Source organism: Gluconacetobacter asukensis (assembly GCF_014174375.1).
GTDB classification, from domain to species: domain Bacteria; phylum Pseudomonadota; class Alphaproteobacteria; order Acetobacterales; family Acetobacteraceae; genus Gluconacetobacter; species Gluconacetobacter asukensis.
The window spans coordinates 189,701-209,453 of sequence record NZ_JABEQE010000005.1 but is presented as its reverse complement, the minus strand read 5'-3'; the positions used below and the strand labels follow the sequence as shown (position 1 = coordinate 209,453).

Here is a 19,753-nt window from a genome sequence, read left to right as displayed (position 1 = left end):
GACAACTCGCCATGTCGCATCAAGGCTGGCTCATCCGGCAAGGCGGCGAGCACCATCGCGTGGAGGTTTGGTCATGCGGCGCATCCTGTTGGCTTTTGCGGGCATTGTAGTCCTGGTCGGAATCGGCGGCTTTGTGTCGCTGGGTGTGTTTCCGCCACCGGCGCCGGCCATGTCGGTGCACAAGGATCTGCCGCCGGACCGTTTCGTCCACTCATGAACGTGGCCGTCCAGGCCGAATCGTTCCTGGAAATGCTGGCGGCCGAGCGTGGGGCGGCCGTGAACACGCTGCGGGCCTATGCCCGCGACTTGCGCGACCTCGAATCGTTCGCGGCGCAGGCCGGGTGCGGGATAGCGCGCGCCGACGCAGGCGTGCTGCGCGACTACATGGCGGGCCTGGCACGTGCTGGCCTGTCGCCACGGACGCAGGCGCGGCGTCTCTCCTGCCTGAAGCAGTTCTATCTGTTCCTGACGCGCGAGGGGATGCGGACCGACAATCCAGCCGCGTTACTGGATGCGCCCCGCCTGCCGGCCACGCTGCCGCGCTTCCTGACGGAAGAGGAGGTCGACGCGCTGCTGGGCGGGTGTGACATACCACCCGATGACGGGCGTCGCTGGCTGGTCGCGCGCGCGGCGCTGGAAATCCTGTATGCCTCCGGATTGCGGATTTCGGAACTGCTGGTTCTGCCTCGCCGCGCCCTGGCGGGGGACGCGCGCATGTTGCTGGTGAGGGGCAAGGGAGGGCGGGAGCGACTCGTGCCGCTGTCCGTGCAGGCGCGCGCGGCGGCCGAGGCGTTGGCGGTGCGAGACCAGGCATTGCGCAGCCCGTACCTGTTTCCAGGCCGGGATGGACTGCGCCCCCTGACACGGCAGGGATTCGACCGGATCCTGCATGATGTCGGGCTGCGGGCAGGACTGGACCCGACGCGCCTGTCGCCGCATGTGCTGCGCCATTCCTTTGCCACCCACATGCTGGCGCGTGGGGCCGATCTGCGCGCGCTTCAGATGCTTCTGGGCCATGCCGACATCGCCACGACCCAGATCTATACCCATGTACTGGCTGAGCGGCTGCGTGCGGTAGTCGAGGCGCATCATCCGCTTGCGGGTGGTCGCAAGGACGCGGACGAACAGCCGGATACGCAGCCATAGGGGCGTGCGGCCGTTGGGAGGGCGGTTGCACTGCCCCATGGATTTGGGGGGAGGCTGGACGGGGGGACTTGGCAGGATTCGTGGCTGTGCTATCCGCACGGGATGCGCCAGTTTCTAGATTTTGAAAAGTCGGTCGCCGAGCTTGAGAACAAGATCGACGAACTCCGTCATATGTCAGGCCCCGACGGCATCAATATCGCCGAGGAAATCGCCCGTCTGACCGAAAAGTCGGAAAAGCAGCTTCGTGCCGCTTACGCCAAGCTGACTCCCAGCCAGAAGGTCCAGGTCGCCCGCCATGCGCAGCGGCCGCACACGGTCGAGTATATCGGCTCCCTGATCCAGGATTTCACGCCGCTGGCCGGCGACCGCCTGTTCGGCGAGGACAAGGCCGTGGTCGGTGGTATCGGTCGTTTCCAGGATCTGCCGGTGGTGGTGATCGGGACCGAGCGCGGATCGGAGCTGGAAAGCCGACTGGAGCATAATTTCGGCATGGCGCGCCCCGAGGGCTATCGCAAGGCCCAGCGGCTGATGGAACTGGCGGGCCGTTTCGGCATGCCGATCCTGACCTTTATCGACACCGCCGGCGCGTGGCCTGGTATCGATGCCGAGGCGCGGGGCCAAGCCGAGGCGATCGCACGGTCCATTGATACCTGCCTGTCGGCGCCGGTACCGGTGATTGCCACCGTGATCGGCGAGGGTGGATCGGGCGGTGCCATCGCGCTGGGCGCGGGCGACCGGGTGATGATGCTGGAACACGCGATCTATTCGGTCATTTCGCCCGAGGCCTGTGCATCGATCCTGTGGCGCGACCCCAAGCTGGCGACCAGCGCGGCCGAGGCGCTGAAGCTGACGGCTCAGGACCTGCTGCAACTGCATCTGGTCGACCGCATCATTCCCGAGCCATTGGGTGGTGCGCAGCGCGATCCTGAAGCCGCGATTCGCGCGGTGGGCGATGCGATTGCGGCCGAGCTTCCCGACCTGCTGTCGCTCAGCGCGGCCATGCTGGTGGCGCAGCGCCGGGAGAAATTCCTGGCCATGGGGCGTGACGGGCTGACCTGACCGACCGGTCCTGCGGCCGTGGGGCTCTGGCGGTGATCTCTTCGTTACGTTCGGAACCGCGCGGAGGATCGCCACCTGCGCGCGGTTACGGGCCAAAACTCATTGGCCGGGGCGGATAATCATGCAGTCCAGCCCCTGCTGGCGCAGGGACGAACAGGCTGTGGCGGCGCTGCTGCGTGCCAGGCCGGCCAGCCGGGCGCGATAGAGCGGGTGCCCATTGAACGAAGGGACGGGTTGCACGACGCTGCGCGCGCCATTCAGGGCGGTGAACGCCGCCTGGCGGGCCATGGTGTTGGCAAAGCGGGCTTGCCCTTCAGAAGTAAACGCGCCGACCTGGACCGCCCATTGGCCGTAATTCACGCCGCCTGCGACACTGCCGCCCAAGGGGGCGCGAGCCGCCGTCGGTATCGCGATGGCGGCGGGGGCCAACGGTTCGGCGACGGGCGGCGCGGGCATGGGGGCCGCGTCGGCCCGGGGCGTGGGCGGCGGTAGCGGCGGCGACAGCGGGGGTGCCAGAGGTTGGCACGGGGCGTCGGGATCGTAGGCGGCGTCGGGGTTGTGCGCGCATTGCCCGGCGGGTGCGCGGGGCGGCATGTAGGCCGCATACTGGATAGGCTGGCCGCCCGTCGGATCGGCGATGGTTGGGGTGACGACGACCGGTTGGGTGGCGCGAGACGCCGACGCCATGGCAACCGGCAGCGGGGTCGGCGTGGCCGAGACCATCTGGCTGCCGCTGCCATAGGCGGCTAGCGGGCCGCTGAGGGCGACCGCCGTACCCAGGTTGGGTGTGACGGAGGCCAGATAGTTCACCGTCTCGTTCGGCAATTGCCGGCCGGTCTGGAGATAATCATCCAGACGCTGTGGACCGGCATTGTAGGCCGCGAGAAAGCCCGGCGCGCCATAGCGGTCGTACATCTGCCGGATATAGGCGGTGCCGGCGAGGATATTGTCGTGCGGTTCGTAAGGATCTGGTCCCAGCCCGTTCTGCGCCTGCATGTCGGCATAGGTCTGCGGCATCAGTTGCATCAGGCCCATGGCTCCGGCCGACGAGGTGATCGGTTGTCCGTTCAGATATTCATGGCCGCCCGATTCCTGCTGCATCACGGCGCGCACCCATTCCTGCGGGACCGAGAAGCGGGTCGAGGCATCGGCGATATAAGGCCGCCACGGGTCCTGGGGCGGGCCGGGGGCACGATAGGCACCATTGCGGGCGTAATAGCGGGAATAGCGCGAACCGGGCGTGCTGCTGCATGCCGCGAGCATGGCAGGGCCGATCAGGGCGAGCCCGATCATGGCGGCACGGCGGCCGCGCCGCCGGAAGGGGGGCACTAGATCAGGCATAGGCCGGCCAAGTCCCGCCGCAGCGATTCGGGGAGTGTTCCGCCATCGCCTCCGCCGACGGACAGGTCGGGCGGTGCGTCGGCGGGGGATAGGTAGCGCCAGCCCTGGAACGGGCGCATCGGGCGCGGGGCAACCGGTATGATCTCCGGTGCCAGGACCACCAGTGCGCAGGCCACGCCGTCCTCGCGCGTATCGGGACGAATCTCGACGACACGCTGGCGGCACAGGATCAGCCCGTTGATGACCCGGTAGAGCGAGCCGCCATCGAGGATCTCCGGTGCCCGGCGGGGGAACATGCGGGTCCGCAGCCAAGGGTGGCCGGATGGCTGGGTGCCGTCCAGCCCGTCCCCGGCCCCTTCGGCCATGGTACGCTGCCGGTGCGCCAGATCCTCGAGCGAGGTGATTCCGACAGCGAGCTTGACCAGGTGCAGCATGAATCAGGGGTGACCCGCGGAACGCACGTCGCTCTGTGCCTCGTGCAGGAACGTATCCAGGAAACGCTGGGCGTCGATCGACTGCACGATCCGTACCTTGCGGATGTCCATCTCTCTGGGGGCGGTGGAATCGGGCCAGACGACCACATGACCGTAATGCGGCCCGTTGGCGATGTCGATGTCCATATAGGCGTCGAGCGACGCGGTGATCAGGCTGGGATCGGCGGCGATTGCCGTTGCCATTTCATCCCACATCGGCAGAGGATCGTAATAGGTGCCGATATAGTCGGTCATTGGCGTGCGCTTCTGCTGAATGCGCTTCAGATAATCGCGCGTCATCATCAGGTCGTTGGACACGTTGCCGACGACGGTGATCGACGGCCATGGGGCGGTCAGCGTGATATGTGCCGCCTCCGGATCGAAGATCATGTTGAAGTCCGAGGCGAAATCGACGTTCCCGGTCAGGGCGCGCATGCTGGTGTCCAGCAGGCCGCCCATGAAGATCAGCTCCTTTGCCGTGGCGGCAAAGGTCGGGTCGATGCGGATCGCCAGCGCCAGGTTGGTCATCGGGCCGGCTTCGACGATGGTGACCTGATGCGGATGGGCATGGACCTGCTGGATCAGGAACAGGGCCGCACTTTCCGCCGTGGGCTTCAGGGTCGGGGCGCCATCCTTCATCGCCGGCAGCGGCGGCTGTTCGGAGGGGACCTTGTCCATCGATCCCAGCGCGCCCCAGGCGCCCTTCCAGGGAATGGTACCGAACTGTTTTTCACGCAGGCGCATCAGCTTCACGCTGTTGATCAGCGGGTAGACGGCACCGTCGGCGACCGGCACGTCGGTTCGGCCGATGATCTCGAGGAAGCGGCGCAGATGGGCGGATTCCTGATTTTCCCAGCCGTCGCCGGTTGCGACGGTAAAGCCCAGCACCTTGACGGCCGGATTGAACAGCAGGGGGATGACCGATTGCTGGTCGGAACCGCCCGGGCCGAGAAAATCATTGTCCTCGATCACCAGGCGCGGCTCTGCCGCATGGGCGGCCGGCTGAGTGGCCAGCAGGCCCGCCCCCAGGGCGAATGCCCGCAATGTGGCGGGCAGGAGGTGGCGGGGGCGTGAACCGGCGCGCGCCCGGCGCCGGAAGGGGGAAAATGGCATGCTGCGTCCTGTGTGCAAGAGCTCGGCTATCCGGTCGTCCTGCAGACTGTTTTAAAAGTGCCGCTGTTGGCAATCCGAGGTGTGTTTTAAGTGCTTCGCGGCAGGTGGCCGCCAAGATGTTCTTGAACCGCACCGACCTTTTTAAACAGCTCCTTAGCTGGACTTTGGTGTTTTTGAGCGTTGAATCGAATGTGAAGAAGCGTCGGATTCCTGTGCGCCTTGGGTCGGGCGAGACTCTCCTGCGAAGGAAGCGGGAGATTACCAATGGCGGGAGAGGGCGGCAGCGATGTCGGGTTCAGCGGGATAGCCTCGTGGCTGGCGCGGTTCCGGACGGCTTTCACGACGCCGACATGGCGTCGGGTTCTTGTTCTGACATCCGGTGCGATCGTGTCGCCGGGACGACGGACAATCTGTTCCGCACTCCGTGCGATGGGCCTGGAGGACGCGGCGGATTTCTCCTCCTTTCATCGCGTCCTGAACTGCAATCGCTGGAGCGCCCTGGCCCTGTCCAGGACGCTGATTGTCTGGCTGGTCTCGGTTCTGGTTCCTGACGGTCCGGTCATCATCGGGATCGACGAGACGCTGGAACGGCGGACAGGGCGCAGGATCAGCGCGCGTGGCATTTATCGTGATCCGGTGCGGTCGTCGCGCGGACATTTCGTGAAAGCCAGAGGCCTGCGCTGGCAAGCGTTCATGCTTCTGGCGCCGTTGTCATGGACCGGACGGGTGTGGGGATTGCCGTTCCTGACTGTGCTGTGTCCCTCGGAACGCTACACGCATGAGCGTGGAACGTCCCACCGGAAGTTGACCGACCGGGCACGGCAGGGCCTGCTTCAGGTCGCCCGCTGGCTTCCCGGACGCAGGATCATCGCCGTCACCGACAGTTCCTACGCCTCGATCGATCTGCTCAATGCCGTCAGGGATCGGGTATGCATGGTCAGTCGTCTCCGTCTCGACGCCAGGCTGTTCGACCCGCCACCAGGGCGCACCGCCAGGACACTGGGCCGGCCCCGCCGAACAGGCGCGCGGCAACCTTCACTGACGAGCCGCCTGGAAAATCCCGCCATACAATGGAGCGAAGCGACAATCGGCGCATGGTATGGCGGTCAGGAACACCGTGTCGAATTCATCTCCGGCACCGCGCTGTGGCATAATCCGGGTCGGGCCGTTCCCATCCGGTATGTGCTGGTTCGCGACCCTGCCGGGCACTTCCGGCCGCAGGCGTTCCTCTGCACCGACCTTGCCGCGTCGCCCGTCGACATCCTGGCCTGGTTTGTCCGGCGCTGGTCGATGGAGGTCACGTTCGCCGAAACGAGGCGTCACCTCGGCATCGAGACCCAACGCCAGTGGTCGGATCTGGCCATCGCCCGCACCACACCCGTCCTGATGGGGCTTTTCTCCATCATCACCCTTGTCGCAAACGACCTGCAAAAACAGGGACGTGTCCAGCCGGCCGCAACAGCATGGTATCGTAAGGAAGGGCCAACCTTCAGCGACGCCATAGCCGCCGTCCGCCGCGAATTATGGGCCGCACCTTATTTCCACACGTCATCGTCAAAGGGCGAGCAACAAAAAATACCACGCGCCCTGTTCAACTCGTTGCTGAACAATGCCTGCTATGCCGCGTAAACCGCCAAAGTCCAGCTTAGAGCACCACGGCACCGAGCAGGGCTTCCAGTCGGAGGCGGCCCGCATTCGTGGCGCGCAGGGCGACGCCGTCCATTGTTTCGTCACGGACAAGATATCCTTCTTCCAGCGCCGCCGCCAGAATCACCGGATCGAGCGCATCGTCCATTGCCATGCCGGTGCGTTGTGCGAATCGGGCCTCGGACACGCCCTCGGTCAGGCGCAGGCCCATCAGCAGCATCTCGCGGGCGCGGTCGCGGGCGGTCAGGGTATCGTCCTGTGTCAGGCCGCTTCCCGTCCGTTCCACGCGCTCCGCCCATGGTTCCGGAGCGCGGTGGCGGCGGGTGGCATGCAGTCCGTCCGCCAGGGTTATCCGCCCATGGGCACCTGGGCCGATTCCCAGATAGTCGTCGTAACGCCAATAGGTCAGGTTATGGCGGCTTTCCGCCCCCGGCCTTGCGTAGTTCGAGACCTCGTAGGCCTCCAGCCCATGGCCGGCTGCGACCGTGGCGGTTTCCTCGTACATCAGCGCCCCCGACTCCTCATCGGGCAGGACCAGCAGCCCCTGGCGATGCAGCCCCTCGAAGCGGGTGCCGGCCTCGATGGTCAATTGGTAGAGCGACAGATGGTCCGAAACCAGCGCGAGGGCGTGGTTCAGTTCGGCGCGCCAGGAAGCTGGTGACTGGTCCGGCCGCGCATAGATGAGGTCGAAGGAGATCCGCCCGAACAGGTCGCGCGCCGTCTCGAGCGCCGCCACGGCCTGACCGGCGGAATGCTGCCGCCCCAAGAGGCGCAGCGCGTCGTCGTCCAGGCTCTGAATGCCCAGCGACACCCGGTTGACGCCGGCGTCGCGGAATGCGCGCAGCCGCCCGATTTCGACGCTGGTGGGGTTGGCTTCCAGCGTGATTTCCAGATCGGGCGCCGTGGCGAACAGGGACCGGGCATCGGCGATCAGGGACGCGACCGTCTCCGGCGCCATCAGCGACGGTGTGCCGCCGCCGAAAAAGATCGACCCCAGCCGGCGCGGACCGTCTGCTGTCAGGCGGGCGGCCTCATGCGCCAGTTCGCGCCGCAGAGCGGCGGCGAAGCGGGCCTGGGGGATGGCGTCGCGTACATGGCTGTTGAAATCGCAGTACGGACATTTGGCCAGGCAGAACGGCCAATGGACATAGAGTGCGAGGGGTGCCGCGTCAGATGGCAAGCCGCACGCCCAGTTCCACCACCCGGTCGGGGGGAATACGGAAGAATTCGGTGGCGGGGATGGCGTTGCGCGCCATCAGCAGGAAGAGCGACATCCGCCAGCGCGACATCTTGGGCACCGAGGAGCGGACCAGCAGTTCGCGGCTGGTGAAATAGGAGGCCTGCATGGCGTCGAACTCCACGCCGTTTGCTTTCAGTTCCTCCAGCGCACGGGGTAGGTTCGGGGTTTCCATGAAGCCGTAGCGCAGGATCACCCGGTAGATGTTCGGGGCGAGTTGCTGCAGGGCGACGCGGTGGCCGCGCGTGGCTTCCGGCTGGTCCAGGGTCTGGACGGTAACGAACAGCACATGCTCGTGCAGCACCTTGTTGTGCTTCAGATTGTGCAGCAGGCAGGTCGGTACGAATTCCGGCGTTGCGGTCATGAAGACGGCCATGCCGGGGACGCGAATGGTGCGCGATTGGGGCAGGCGGGCCAGGAAGGAGTTGACGGGCAGGCTGTCCAGTTTCTGCCGGGCCATGATCAGGCTGCGGCCGCGCTTCCATGTCGTCATCATCAGGGTCAGCGCGGTACCCAGCAGGACCGGCACCCAGCCGCCCTGCGGGATCTTGAGCGCGTTCGACGCGAAGAAGACGCTGTCCATGATGAAAAACCCGCCGAACGTGGCCGCCGCCGCCGCCCGCGACCAGCGGTATTGCCGACGGAAGACCACCATCGCCAGGACGCAGGTACACATGAAGGTACCGGTGACGGCGATACCGTAGGCCGATGCCAGCGCGTCGGAGCTGCGGAACGCCACCACCAGCAGCAGGGCGCCGACCATCAAGGCGCGGTTGAATTCGGGCAGGTAGATCTGCCCTTCCTCGTTCTTGTTGGTGTGGGTGATGCGCATGCGCGGCAGGTAGCCGAGTTGGATAAGCTGGCGGCAGAGCGAGAAGCCACCCGAAATTCCAGCCTGGCTGGCGATGACCGTCGCCATCGTCGACAGGATGATCATCGGGATCTGCAGCCAGTGCGGCCCCAGCAGGAAGAACGGATTGCTGATTGCCGATGGGTCGGAAATGATCAGCGCGCCCTGGCCCATATAGTTCAGCGCCAGGCAGGGCAGGACGCAGAACAGCCACGCATAGCGGATGGGCTGCCGGCCGAAATGACCCATGTCGGCATACAGTGCCTCGGCCCCGGTGACCGACAGCACGACCGAACCAAGGGCGATGAAGGACAGCCAGCCGTGATAGATGATGAACTGCACGGCATAGATCGGCGAAATGGCCATCAGGATATGCGGATGGCGTACGATGGCCAGAAGGCCGAGGACGCCGAGCATCGTGAACCACAGCACCATGACCGGCCCGAAGATCGCGCCGACCTTGCCGGTGCCGTAGGATTGCACGCTGAACAGGCCGATCAGCACCATGATCGCAATGGGAATGATCAGCTCGCGCGCGGCGGGGAAGCTGACCTCCAGGCCTTCGACAGCCGAGAGGACCGAAATCGCGGGTGTGATCAGCCCATCCCCGAAGAACAGGCAGGCACCGGCGATGCCGGCCATGCCCAGGACCAGCTTCAGCCGGCTGTCCTGGGACACTTTCTGTGCCAGTGCCATCAGCGAGATGATGCCGCCCTCGCCATTATGGTCGGCGCGCATGATCAGCAGCACGTATTTTACGGTGACGATCAGGATCAGCGACCAGAGGATCAGGCTTTCGACGCCCATGACCTCCCACGCATCGATCTGGTGATGCTGCGAGACGACGAGGATGGTGGAGCGCAGGGCGTAGAGCGGACTGGTACCGATATCGCCGAAGACCACGCCGAGAACGGCCAGCAGGGCGGCGAAACCGACCGGGCTGGCTGCGTGTTCGTGCTGGTCGGCGCCGAATTCGGTAATCCTGGACGACGTGTCCGAATGGCCGCCGGTTTCGGCGGCCGTTGCGGCAGCCTGGGCGGGCGGCGTCGATCCGGCAATGTGGTCGACCGGGTCTGGCGTCATGTCGGGACGTCTCCGAGGACTGTTGGCAGGCAACGGCGCGCCGGCCGCGTTGTCTTCCGGCATAGCGTCATGATTCGGGGGCAGCAAGGCGAGCGGGCGGGATTGCGCTATTCGGTGGGCTGGCAGGTCGATGGCCGAAGATCGCGCTGCCCACGCGCACATGGGTGGCCCCCGCCGTGATCGCCGCCTCGAAATCCGCCGACATGCCCATGGACAGCAGCTTCAGGTCGTGCGCCCGGGCCAGGTCCGCCAGATAGCGGAAATGCGGCACCGGGTCCGCGTCGGCCGGCGGAATGCACATGAGGCCCCGCACGGCGTCGCCGAAACGCTGGCGGCACGAGGTGATGAAACTGTCGGCCTGTACGCGGGGGATGCCGGATTTTTGGGATTCGTCGCCGGTGTTCACCTGTACCAGCAGATCCGGCAGGCGTCCCGCGCGGTCGGCGGCCCGGGCCAGCGCGTCGGCCAGGGACGGGCGGTCCAGACTTTCGATCATGTCGGCGATCCGCACCGCCTCCAGGACTTTGTTGGTCTGCAGGCCGCCGATGATATGCAGACGCAGGGCGGGCCAGGCGTCGCGCAGCGGGGGGAATTTCTCCGCTGCTTCCTGCACGCGGTTTTCGCCGAACACGGCCTGACCGGCTTGCAGAGCCTCCAGCACACTCGACTGGGGATGGAATTTCGAAACCGCGACCAGCGTGACCGTATCCGGCGCGCGGTGTGCGCGGTGGGCCGCCGCCGCGATCCGCTCCCGAATGCCGGCCAGGGCGGTGGCGATCGGGGATGGGCAGGACGGGGTGTCGGCCGTGGCGGCGGAGAACGTGGTCGTCATACCGTTACGGTTGGCCGGGGCCGGTCGCCGGTCAAGGGGAATATGACGTAGATTCCCGGCCCGAAGGGGTGGCGGCGTGAAGACGGGCATGCCATCAGCACGCGGCATATGGAACGGGACGGGAGGAGCGGACGCACCATGAGCCAGGGCGCACCAGACGGACGGGGGCAGCGCGGACCGCGCGGGGCCGGGGCGGACCCGACACGGGATATCGCCTTCGATATCGTGCAGGGCGTTCTGGAACATCGCCGCATGCTGGAAAACAGCCTGGACCAGTCGCTGGCGGCGCGCGGTGCAGATGCACGCGACCGTGCCGCCGCGCACCGGCTGGCGGCGACCGTGCTGCGCCACCTGGGAACGGCCGGAATGGTGCTGGAACCTTTCCTGAAGAAGGAACCGCCGCTGCCGGTGCGGACGGTGCTGCTGATTGGCGTGGCGCAGATCCTGTTTCTGGACACGCCCGCACATGCGGCTGTCGGCACCGCAGTCTCCCTGGCGCGCCGGCGTGGCCTGACGCCGTTCGCCGGGCTGGTGAATGCGGTACTTCGCCGCGTCGCGCAGGCCGGCGCGGGTGCGCTGGATGGGTTGGACCAGGATCGGCTGGACGTGCCGCCGTGGCTGTGGAGCGCGTGGGGCGAATTGGCACGGCCCATCGCCGAAGCCCTGGGGCGTGAGGCGCCGCTGGATCTGACGATGCGTCCCGGTGCCACATGCCCGCCCGGTGCGGAGCTGTTGCCCACCGGTACGGCGCGGCTGCCGGCTGGGACGCGGGTGGCGGAATTGCCGGGATATGCCGAGGGGGCATTCTGGGTTCAGGACGCAGCGGCATCGCTGCCCGCGCGTCTGCTGGCGGCGCAGCCGGGCGAGCGGATTGCGGATCTGTGCGCGGCACCGGGGGGCAAGACGGCACAATTGGCCTTCGCCGGGGCCGAGGTTACGGCCATCGAGCGCGAAGCGGGCCGGATGGCGCGGCTGCAGGAGAATCTGGCGCGCCTCGCCCTGACGGAGCGGGTGACGACTGTGCTGGGCGATGCGACCACCTGGCGGCCTGACGCGCTGCTGGATGGCGTGCTGCTGGATGCGCCCTGTTCGGCGACCGGCACCGCACGACGCCACCCAGATGTGTTGTGGATCAAGCGCCCACGCGACCTGCAGGCCCTGACCGAGGGGCAGGACCGGCTGCTGGCGGCCGCGCGCGACATGCTGCGTCCCGGCGGGCGCGTGGTCTATGCCGTCTGCTCACTTCAGCCCGAGGAGGGGCCGGAACGTGCCCGCGCCGCGGCCGCGATGGGGCTGGTGCCTGACCCGTTCTCGGTGGAGGAACTGGCGATGCTACCCGAGGCGCGCACCCCGGAAGGCTGGCTGCGGACCCACCCCGCACTATGGGCCGGAATGGGAGGGATGGACGGGTTCTTTGCCGCACGTTTCCGTCGCGCCTAGCTTCTCTTGAGAACGTGACAGAAATCGGTCGCCACGGGCGGTACGCAACTGCTTGCATGCCGCCCGTGATTTCCTGTTACACTGCAAACCATGTCCATTCATTTCCCCCCCCTTATCGCACCCAGTGTCCTTTCGGCCGATTTTTCCCGCATGGCGGAGGAAGTCGCAGCCGTCGAGCGGGCTGGAGCCGACTGGCTGCATCTGGATGTGATGGATGGCCATTTCGTGCCGAATCTGTCTTTCGGTGCGCAACTGATCAAGGCGCTACGCCCACAGTCAGGCTTGGTGTTCGACGTGCATTTGATGATGGCGCCGGTCGATCCATATCTGGAGATGTTCGCCCAGGCGGGGGCCGACCATATTCATGTGCATATCGAGGCGGGGCCCCATACGCATCGGACTTTGCAGCATATCCGCGCGCTGGGCGTGAAACCGGGCGTCGCCCTGTGTCCGGCGACCCCGGCGCAGGCCGTGGAGGAAGTGCTGGACCTGGTGGATGTGATTCTGGTCATGACCGTCAATCCGGGATTTGGCGGCCAGAAATTCCTGACCAGCCAGTTGGACAAGATCCGCACGCTGCGCCGGATGGCAGAGGCGACCGGCCGGGACATCCGGATCGGTGTCGATGGTGGCGTGGACGTTCGGACCGCCGCGCTGGCGACCGAAGCCGGAGCTGACATGTTGGTGGCCGGGACGTCGGTCTATGGCCAGCCGGATTACGAGCGGGCGATTGCGGGCCTGCGCGGGGCGGCCAGACAGGCTGTATGATCCAGAGCGGGCGGTCATGCATGGGGTGGATGGATCTGTCTCGTGAAATGAGAGGGGCCTGATGGTCCTGCGACGTTGGAGCCAGGATGCGCGTCTTTCGCTGGCTCGCCTGCCATCTCTGGCGGGGTTGGGGCGCGTTCCCGCGGCCCCGGTCCATGCCGTGCGCGATTTGTGGCCCGGTGACCCGACATCGGGGGCGCAACTGGCCCTTGGCAGCCTGACCTACGCCGGGGTTACGCGGCGAATCGGGCCGGGGCGATGGGAGGATCCGTCCTATCCCGATTCGTTCCGGGCCTATCTGCATGGCTTCACATGGCTGCGGGACCTGCGCGCCGTCGGAACCGATTCGGCGCGGCTCCAGGCACGCGCGCTGGTCAATGACTGGCTGGCCCATCCGCCGACCGACCCGATGGTGCGCGACTGCGCCGTGACTGGCGCCCGGCTGGCCGCGTGGCTGGGGCATTATGATTTCTTCGCCGCATCGGCCGATGACGGGTTCCGCCAGCGCCTGATGCAGCGGCTGCTGGCCGAGGGGCGAACGATCGCAGCGCTGCTGCCGCCCGAGACGCACGACTGGCGGGCACTGATCGCCTTCAAGGGCCTGCTGGCCGCGGCGATCGCGATGCCCGAACATAGTGGCTTCCTTTCCCGGTTCATGCGCTATCTGGATGCCGAGCTGGCGCGGCAGATCATGCAGGATGGGTGTCACATCCAGCGCAGCCCCGAAATCCAGTTTCTGGCATTGCGCGAACTGGCCGAAATGCGGGCGATGCTACAGGCGGCCCAGTTGCCGTTGCCGGACTCACTGGCGTTGGCACTTGATCGCATGAGCCCGGTGCTGCGGGCCATGCGGCATGGTGACGGGGGGCTGGCGCTGTTCAACGGCAGCCATGCCGGCAATGTGGCGATGATCGAGATGGTGCTGGCGCAATCGACCCGGTCGCGGGTGGTGGCGACCACCATGCCCGATGGGGGGGTTATCCGGTTGCAGGTCGGACGATCCCTGCTGCTGGTCGACGCGGCGGCGCCTCCGCCGCCTGGTTTCGATGCGCTGGCCCATGCGGGGACGTTGTCTTTCGAATTCTCGGTGGCGCGGCAGCGCGTGATCGTCAATTGCGGTGCCGGGCAAACGGCGGAATGGCGGCGCGCGCTGCGTGAAAGTGCCGCGCATTCGCTGCTGGTGCTGGAGGGTCGGTCGTCTTCGGATATCGGGCCCGATGGTGATATTCAGCGTCGGCCCGCGCATGTGACCGCGGAACAGATGGGCCAGGACGGGGCCCATTGGCTGGACCTGTCACATGACGGCTATCACGCTCCGTTCGGTGCCTCGTGGCGTCGCCGGCTCTATCTGGGGGAGGGGGGGGAAGACCTGCGGGGCGAGGAAATCGTCGAGGGTGAGCGGATGCAATCCTTCGATCTGCGTTTTCATCTTCATCCTTCAGTCGGGGCGGAATGGGATGCTGAGGGGCAGATCGTCGTCCTGGACGTCGGCGGGCGGATCTGGAAATTTCGGGCTGATGGCGGGACGCTCGCAGTCGAGGAGAGTATCTATTGCGGTGGGCTGAAACCCGAACGGACGCGCCAGATCGTCATCCATGTGCGTCCGGGCGACGAGCCGACGGCTGAAGCGACGGAAGAGTCTCCACCGGATGCCGCGATGGAGATGCAGCCCGGTGAAGGGGCCCTGCCCGACAGGGACGGTGACAGTGAGGCGCCTGAGACGAAAGCGGATGTTCCGGCTTCTCCCGCCCGCGCAGCGCGGACAGGAAGCGGGGAGCGGACGCGCCAGATCGTTCGCTGGGGATTGATGCGGATGGAAGGATAGGCCGGTCTCCACCGGGCCATGCTGCCCGTCGCCGTGGCATTGCGTGTCCTGAACATGCCCGTGAGGGTTTCCGGGAAGATAGGGCACGATGCTAAGAGAGGGGCATGGCGTGGAGACGAAGGGAAAGAATGTTCTGCATGCGGATGGTCGGCGCGGATCGCGTGTGAACGACGATGAAGATTCTTGAAGTTACCAACGTCGATTTTTCCCTTCGGCATTTTCTTCTGCCTCTGATGCGGGGGTTGCGGGCCGAGGGGCACGAGGTTGTCGGCGTCTGCGCGGATGGGCCCTTGCTGGCCGAGGTGAGGGACGAGGGATTTCGGGTCGAGACGGTTCCGATGGTGCGGTCCTTTTCGCCGCGGGCGCAGATCCAGGCGCTGACGGCGCTGATGAACCTGATTCAGCGGGAGCAGCCGGACATCGTGCATGCGCATATGCCGATCAGCGGCCTGCTGGGGCGGCTGGCGGCGAAGCTCTGCGGCGTTCAATGCGTGGCCTATACCTGCCATGGATTTCTGTTCAACCAGCCTGGAGCAATGCCTCGGCGTGGCCTGTCGCTGGCTTTGGAATGGATGGCCGGCCGGATCACGGACCGCTATTTCACCGTTTCCACGCAGGAGGCCGAGGATGCGCAACGCCTGCGCATCCACCCAACTCCGCTCGCGCTGGGTAATGGCCGCGATCCGGCCAGCTTTCATCCCGACCCCGAATCGCGGCAGCGGATTCGTACTGAACTGGGCGTGTCCGCGAGCGCGGTTGTTATCATCGTCGTTTCGCGACTGGTGCGGCACAAGGGCTATCCGGAACTGCTCGAAGCCATGGAACAGGTTCCCGGGGCGGAACTTTGGGTGGTGGGCGAACGCCTGGCCTCGGATCATGGCCCGTCGCTGGACGAGAGTTTCGCTCGGGCGGAGGCGGAACTCGGTGGCCGGTTGCGCCGGCTGGGATATCGCCGGGATATTCCGGCCCTGCTGGCGGCTGCGGATATATTTGTCCTGCCCAGTTATTTCGAGGGCCTGCCGATGTCGGTGATCGAGGCGATGCTGAGCGGGTTGCCGGTCGTGGCAACTGATATCCGTGGTCCGCGCGAGCAGGTGGTGACCGGGCGCACCGGGCTGCTGGTGCCCGCCGGCGAGGCCGCGCCGCTGGCCCGGGCGCTGCTGCGTCTGGCACGGGATGGGGACCTGCGGTACCGGATGGGCGAAGCTGGGCGACAGCGTGCCCGCAGCCGTTATGATGAAGCGACAATTACCGCCAACGCCGTCGCGGCGCTACTGGGTCATGGCGGTGAGGAGAACGAAGAAAACAAGGTGCCGGGCAATGAGAACCCGCCCGTTTGAGGAACTGGCTGGTGGCGCAAACGACATAATATTATCATGTGGTTTTCCACGGGCACCGTATGGACAGGCCGGGTTTTCGTGGCTAGCATATTAATATTGACTTAAAAAATCGATTGAAAAGCTGGCCCGTTTCGGGCTCCGCTATCGTGAATGCAATCGGTATTGAGTCTGTCCAGCGGATTTGTGGGCTCTCAAGAATATTTGGAGAGGGCGAATGTCATGCGGTTCCTGCGGGAAATTATGGCCCTGAAGTGCGATCGACGGGGCGTAACTATGCTGGAATATGGGCTGATCGCAGCGCTGGTTGCCGTCGTGGCCATTACCGCCTTGACGACTCTTGGCAAGAATTTGGGCAATACATTCAACAGTGTGGCGAGCCAGCTTCCGACGACCGACTCGACTGACGGGACCCCCCAGAATGGTGGTGCGAATGCCCAGTAACGAGGGCGGATAACCATGTCGGCTGCCCTTGGGCGGGGTCGAAATCCTTCGTGATGTTTCATGCCCTTGTCGGAACGGCCAGGTGGTTCCTGGCCTTGGCCTGTCTGGGCGGTGTGGTCGTGCTTTTGTTGCGCGCTGCTCTTCATGATATCGCGACCCGGCAGGTCTCCGACCAACTGGTTCTGGGCGTCGCGGGGCTGGATTTTCTTCTCGCCTGTCTGGCTGGCCATCCGTGGCGCGGGCTCCTGTCCGGCCTGTGCCTGTTTGCATTGGGGGTAGCCTGCTGGTCGCGTGGCTGGATGGGGGGCGGAGACGCCAAGTTGCTGGGGGCCGTGGGCCTTGCGTTGCGCCCCGACCAGGTGCCGGTACTGGTTATGGATATCGCATTGGCTGGCGGCGTGCTGGCGCTGGCTTATCTGCTGGGCAGGGCCAGCTTGCCGCCGCAACATGGAGGAACGGTCCCTCGAAACGGCATCGGACGTGTCCTGCGGATCGAGCGCTGGCGGCTGCATCGCGGATGCTCTCTACCCTATGTCTGCGCCATAACGGGAGGAAGTCTGATCGTCTTCCTGTAATCGGGTCCATATGATGTTTCGCTTTGTTTTCTTTGTTCTTATGGCAATCGGGCTGGGGGGATTCGGGACGGTGGCATGGATCGCGACCCATCCTCCGATCGCGAAACCGGTGGTGCGGCAAGTCGTCATGGTCAGGGTGCTGGCTGCGTCCCGGCCGCTGGACGGAGGATATCTGCTGAAGCCGGAGGACGTCACCACAGTCGACATCCCCCGAGAACGGGCAGGTACCGATATGACGGTCGATTCGCCCGAAGCGCGTGAGGCACTGACAGGTGCCATGCTGCTTCATGGCGCTGCGAGCCGGATGGTTCTGCGATCCGGCGATTTATTGCGTCCGGGCGATAGGGGATTTCTGGCCGTTGCCCTGCATGGAGGCATGCGGGCGGTGACGGTCGGCGTCGATGCGATTACGGGAACGGCCGGGCTGATCTGGCCTGGTGACCATGTTGACCTGATCCTGACCCAGACTTTTCCCACCGAACCTCGGGCCGAACGGCGCGTGGTGGCCGAAATCGTTCTGTCGAACGTGCGGGTGATCGCCATCGACCGCCGCCTGGTGCAGGGAGGCGATGCTGGCAGGCAGCCACAGGCGCGAACGGTGACGCTGGAGGTTACCGCGACCCAGGCGGAACGGGTTTCTGTAGCGACGCATATGGGGCGCCTGTCGCTTGCGGTGCGCTCAGCACAGCCCGACGTCGAACCCGAACTGGCCCCGCCTGCCGCCTGGGCAGGTGATGTTTCACGGACCATGCGCGATGCCACGGTGCTGGCGCCGACTGCCCGTTCAGTCATGCTCTATGAGGGCGGAGCGGATGGAAAGGAAGTTCGGTTCTGATGCGGGTTAGCGTGGTTGCGGCCCGGAGTGCGGTGCGGCTGGTCGCGGCGGCGGCCCTTTGCGCCCTGCCGTTGGCGAGCCCCCGTGGGCAGGAAACCGGCGCGGGAGAAACGGCCGACGGGGTGCATGCTCTTCGCCTGGAGGCCGGCAGCGGGCACATGGAATACCTGCCTGGCCCCGCCGCAAGGATCTTCGTCGTTGATCCCAAGATCGTGCAGGTTCGTCTTGCCGGGGGGGCGAGTATGGTTCTCTACGGTGTGGCAGCCGGCCGGACCACGGTAATGGCGAGCGATGCCGATGGTCGGGTGATCGCACAATTTACGATCGACGTTACGCCTTCGCATTACGGGGCATCGCAGGCCGAGGCCGAGATCGCGCGACAACTGCCCGGCAGCCAGGTCCGGATTCTGGCCGATCTGCGGAATCTGGTGCTGACGGGCGTGGTCGAAGCGCCCGAGGATGCGGCGAAGGCGGAGGAGATCGCGCGGGGGTTTCTGGCCGATGGCCAAGGGGTGAACAACCGGATCGCTATCCGTTCGGCTACCCAGGTCACGCTGGTCGTGCGGATCGCCGAGATGGACCGGAACGTGGTTCGCCAACTGGGCATCGACTGGCAGGCGGTCGGCAATATGGGAAAGTTCGGCAGTTTTCCGGCGCTGACGCTGAACATGAATGCCAGCACGGCCGCCTGCGTCGCCACCCGCAATCCGTTTTGCCTGGGCAGTAACGTTAACGGCGTAGTGGATGCGTTGGCTCAGGACAATCTGGTGCGCCTGCTCGCGGAGCCGAATCTGACGGTCATGAGTGGGCAGAGCGCCAGCTTCCAGGTGGGAGGCCAATATCCCATTCCCCTGGCGCAGCAGGCCGGAGCCATTTCGGTTGCCTTCAAGAGCTACGGCGTCAGTCTGGCATTCCTGCCGACGGTCTTCAGCAACGGGCGGATCAACCTGCATGTGGTGCCGGAAGTGAGCCAGTTGAGCAATCAGAACAGCGTCTCGGTCACCACGTCTGGTTCTACCTCCGTCATTCCCGCCCTGACCGTCCGGAGGGCGGAGACGACAGTGGAGCTAGGCAGCGGCGAGACCTTCGCCATTGCCGGGTTGCTGGAGGATTCGCAGACGGATTCGACCAAGGCCATTCCCGGCGCAGGCGATATCCCAGTGCTGGGTTCGCTGTTTCGGTCTGGTAATTTCAACCGGCAGGAGACCGAACTGGTCATTCTGGTCACGCCGTATCTGGTGCGGCCGGTAGCTGATCGCGCCCGCATGATGGCACCGACTGACATGACCGGGGTACCCGGCGAGTTGGACCGCCTGTTGCTGCTGCGGCAGGTGATGCCCACGCAGGCCGCCCGGCCGGTCGTCGTTCCCGGCAGTGCAGGTTTCTTCGTCGAATGAAGGGGAATGGCATGAGGCATTTCCGGCGCGATCTGCTGTTCTGTGCCCTGGCTTTTTTGGCGAGTTGCTCCTCACTGGAACCGTACCGCAAGCCGTATGCCTGGCATCCGGCTGGCGCCAATCAGGCAAATCTGGCGGCTATGGTGGCCGATCCGCATGATCTTGCGAGAGGACGGTCGGACCAGGAGACGGACGGGCAGGCGGCGGTGCTGGCGATCGAGCATGTACGGGAGGACAAGCCGAAGCGCCTGCCTTCCACCAGCGGGATTTTCGGCGGTGGCATGGGATCCGGATCGGGATTGGCGGCCGGTGGAAACGGCGGCTTGCCCGTTTCCGCATACGGATACTGAA

Annotated in this window: 19 protein-coding genes; 13 read left to right on the top strand and 6 right to left on the bottom strand. The window is 65.6% G+C overall.

Annotated features, from left to right (window positions below):
* The first annotated feature begins 73 nt into the window (after positions 1–73).
* From HLH35_RS08150 to HLH35_RS08140, 3 genes are all read left to right on the top strand, one after another.
* Positions 74–217: a hypothetical protein gene (locus tag HLH35_RS08150; RefSeq protein WP_182978664.1), complete on the top strand. Its 144-nt coding sequence runs from the start codon at positions 74–76 to the stop codon at positions 215–217.
* Complete coding sequence (locus HLH35_RS08145; protein ID WP_182978663.1) at positions 214–1,146, top strand: tyrosine recombinase; 933 nt, start codon at positions 214–216, stop codon at positions 1,144–1,146. The genes HLH35_RS08150 and HLH35_RS08145 overlap by 4 nt, the downstream gene beginning before the upstream one ends.
* Positions 1,147–1,248: 102 nt before the next feature.
* A complete protein-coding gene (locus tag HLH35_RS08140) occupies positions 1,249–2,205 on the top strand; it encodes an acetyl-CoA carboxylase carboxyltransferase subunit alpha (protein WP_182978662.1) in 957 nt (318 codons plus the stop codon).
* 99 nt (positions 2,206–2,304) lie between these two features.
* Here HLH35_RS08140 and HLH35_RS08135 read toward each other — a convergent pair whose 3' ends face one another.
* The 3 genes from HLH35_RS08135 to HLH35_RS08125 are packed head-to-tail and all read right to left on the bottom strand — an operon-like array spanning position 2,305 to position 5,132.
* A complete protein-coding gene (locus tag HLH35_RS08135) occupies positions 2,305–3,546 on the bottom strand; it encodes a transglycosylase SLT domain-containing protein (RefSeq protein WP_408870106.1) in 1,242 nt (413 codons plus the stop codon).
* Positions 3,534–3,980: a DUF1489 family protein gene (locus HLH35_RS08130; protein ID WP_182978661.1), complete on the bottom strand. Its 447-nt coding sequence runs from the start codon at positions 3,978–3,980 to the stop codon at positions 3,534–3,536. The genes HLH35_RS08135 and HLH35_RS08130 overlap by 13 nt, the downstream gene beginning before the upstream one ends.
* Before the next feature lie 3 nt (positions 3,981–3,983).
* On the bottom strand, positions 3,984–5,132 hold the full coding sequence (locus HLH35_RS08125) for a nucleoside hydrolase (RefSeq protein WP_182978660.1): 1,149 nt from the start codon (positions 5,130–5,132) through the stop codon (positions 3,984–3,986).
* Between the two features lie 264 nt (positions 5,133–5,396).
* Between HLH35_RS08125 and HLH35_RS08120 the strand changes: the two genes are divergently transcribed.
* A complete protein-coding gene (locus tag HLH35_RS08120; protein ID WP_182978659.1) occupies positions 5,397–6,761 on the top strand; it encodes an IS701 family transposase in 1,365 nt (454 codons plus the stop codon).
* 16 nt (positions 6,762–6,777) lie between these two features.
* Here HLH35_RS08120 and hemW read toward each other — a convergent pair whose 3' ends face one another.
* The 3 genes from hemW to HLH35_RS08105 all read right to left on the bottom strand — a co-directional run bounded on the left by hemW (position 6,778) and on the right by HLH35_RS08105 (position 10,781).
* The gene (gene hemW / locus HLH35_RS08115; protein ID WP_182978658.1) at positions 6,778–7,959 is read right to left on the bottom strand and encodes a radical SAM family heme chaperone HemW; all 1,182 of its coding nucleotides are present in this window, start codon (positions 7,957–7,959) and stop codon (positions 6,778–6,780) included.
* The gene (locus tag HLH35_RS08110) at positions 7,949–9,949 is read right to left on the bottom strand and encodes a potassium transporter Kup (RefSeq protein WP_182978657.1); all 2,001 of its coding nucleotides are present in this window, start codon (positions 9,947–9,949) and stop codon (positions 7,949–7,951) included. The genes hemW and HLH35_RS08110 overlap by 11 nt, the downstream gene beginning before the upstream one ends.
* 67 nt (positions 9,950–10,016) lie before the next feature.
* Positions 10,017–10,781 carry a YggS family pyridoxal phosphate-dependent enzyme gene (locus tag HLH35_RS08105; protein WP_182978656.1) on the bottom strand — a complete coding sequence of 255 codons (765 nt, stop codon included), beginning with the start codon at positions 10,779–10,781 and terminating at the stop codon, positions 10,017–10,019.
* A gap of 138 nt (positions 10,782–10,919) precedes the next feature.
* Between HLH35_RS08105 and HLH35_RS08100 the strand changes: the two genes are divergently transcribed.
* From HLH35_RS08100 to HLH35_RS08060, 9 genes are all read left to right on the top strand, one after another.
* A complete protein-coding gene (locus HLH35_RS08100) occupies positions 10,920–12,221 on the top strand; it encodes an RsmB/NOP family class I SAM-dependent RNA methyltransferase (protein WP_182978655.1) in 1,302 nt (433 codons plus the stop codon).
* Positions 12,222–12,311: 90 nt separating this feature from the next.
* Positions 12,312–12,989: a ribulose-phosphate 3-epimerase gene (rpe, locus tag HLH35_RS08095; RefSeq protein ID WP_182978654.1), complete on the top strand. Its 678-nt coding sequence runs from the start codon at positions 12,312–12,314 to the stop codon at positions 12,987–12,989.
* A 61-nt stretch (positions 12,990–13,050) separates the two neighbouring features.
* Complete coding sequence (locus HLH35_RS08090; protein WP_182978653.1) at positions 13,051–14,814, top strand: heparinase II/III family protein; 1,764 nt, start codon at positions 13,051–13,053, stop codon at positions 14,812–14,814.
* 173 nt (positions 14,815–14,987) lie between these two features.
* The gene (locus HLH35_RS08085; protein ID WP_182978652.1) at positions 14,988–16,154 is read left to right on the top strand and encodes a glycosyltransferase family 4 protein; all 1,167 of its coding nucleotides are present in this window, start codon (positions 14,988–14,990) and stop codon (positions 16,152–16,154) included.
* A gap of 219 nt (positions 16,155–16,373) precedes the next feature.
* Positions 16,374–16,595: a Flp family type IVb pilin gene (locus HLH35_RS08080; RefSeq protein WP_182978651.1), complete on the top strand. Its 222-nt coding sequence runs from the start codon at positions 16,374–16,376 to the stop codon at positions 16,593–16,595.
* Positions 16,596–16,648: 53 nt separating this feature from the next.
* On the top strand, positions 16,649–17,170 hold the full coding sequence (locus HLH35_RS08075) for an A24 family peptidase (protein ID WP_246384952.1): 522 nt from the start codon (positions 16,649–16,651) through the stop codon (positions 17,168–17,170).
* 10 nt (positions 17,171–17,180) lie between these two features.
* On the top strand, positions 17,181–18,005 hold the full coding sequence (gene cpaB, locus HLH35_RS08070) for a Flp pilus assembly protein CpaB (protein WP_338029314.1): 825 nt from the start codon (positions 17,181–17,183) through the stop codon (positions 18,003–18,005).
* Entirely contained in the window at positions 18,005–19,402 is a 1,398-nt protein-coding gene (locus HLH35_RS08065; protein WP_182978648.1) for a type II and III secretion system protein family protein, read from the top strand. The genes cpaB and HLH35_RS08065 overlap by 1 nt, the downstream gene beginning before the upstream one ends.
* Before the next feature lie 11 nt (positions 19,403–19,413).
* The gene (locus tag HLH35_RS08060; protein WP_182978647.1) at positions 19,414–19,752 is read left to right on the top strand and encodes a CpaD family pilus assembly lipoprotein; all 339 of its coding nucleotides are present in this window, start codon (positions 19,414–19,416) and stop codon (positions 19,750–19,752) included.
* The last annotated feature ends 1 nt before the right edge of the window (position 19,753 follow it).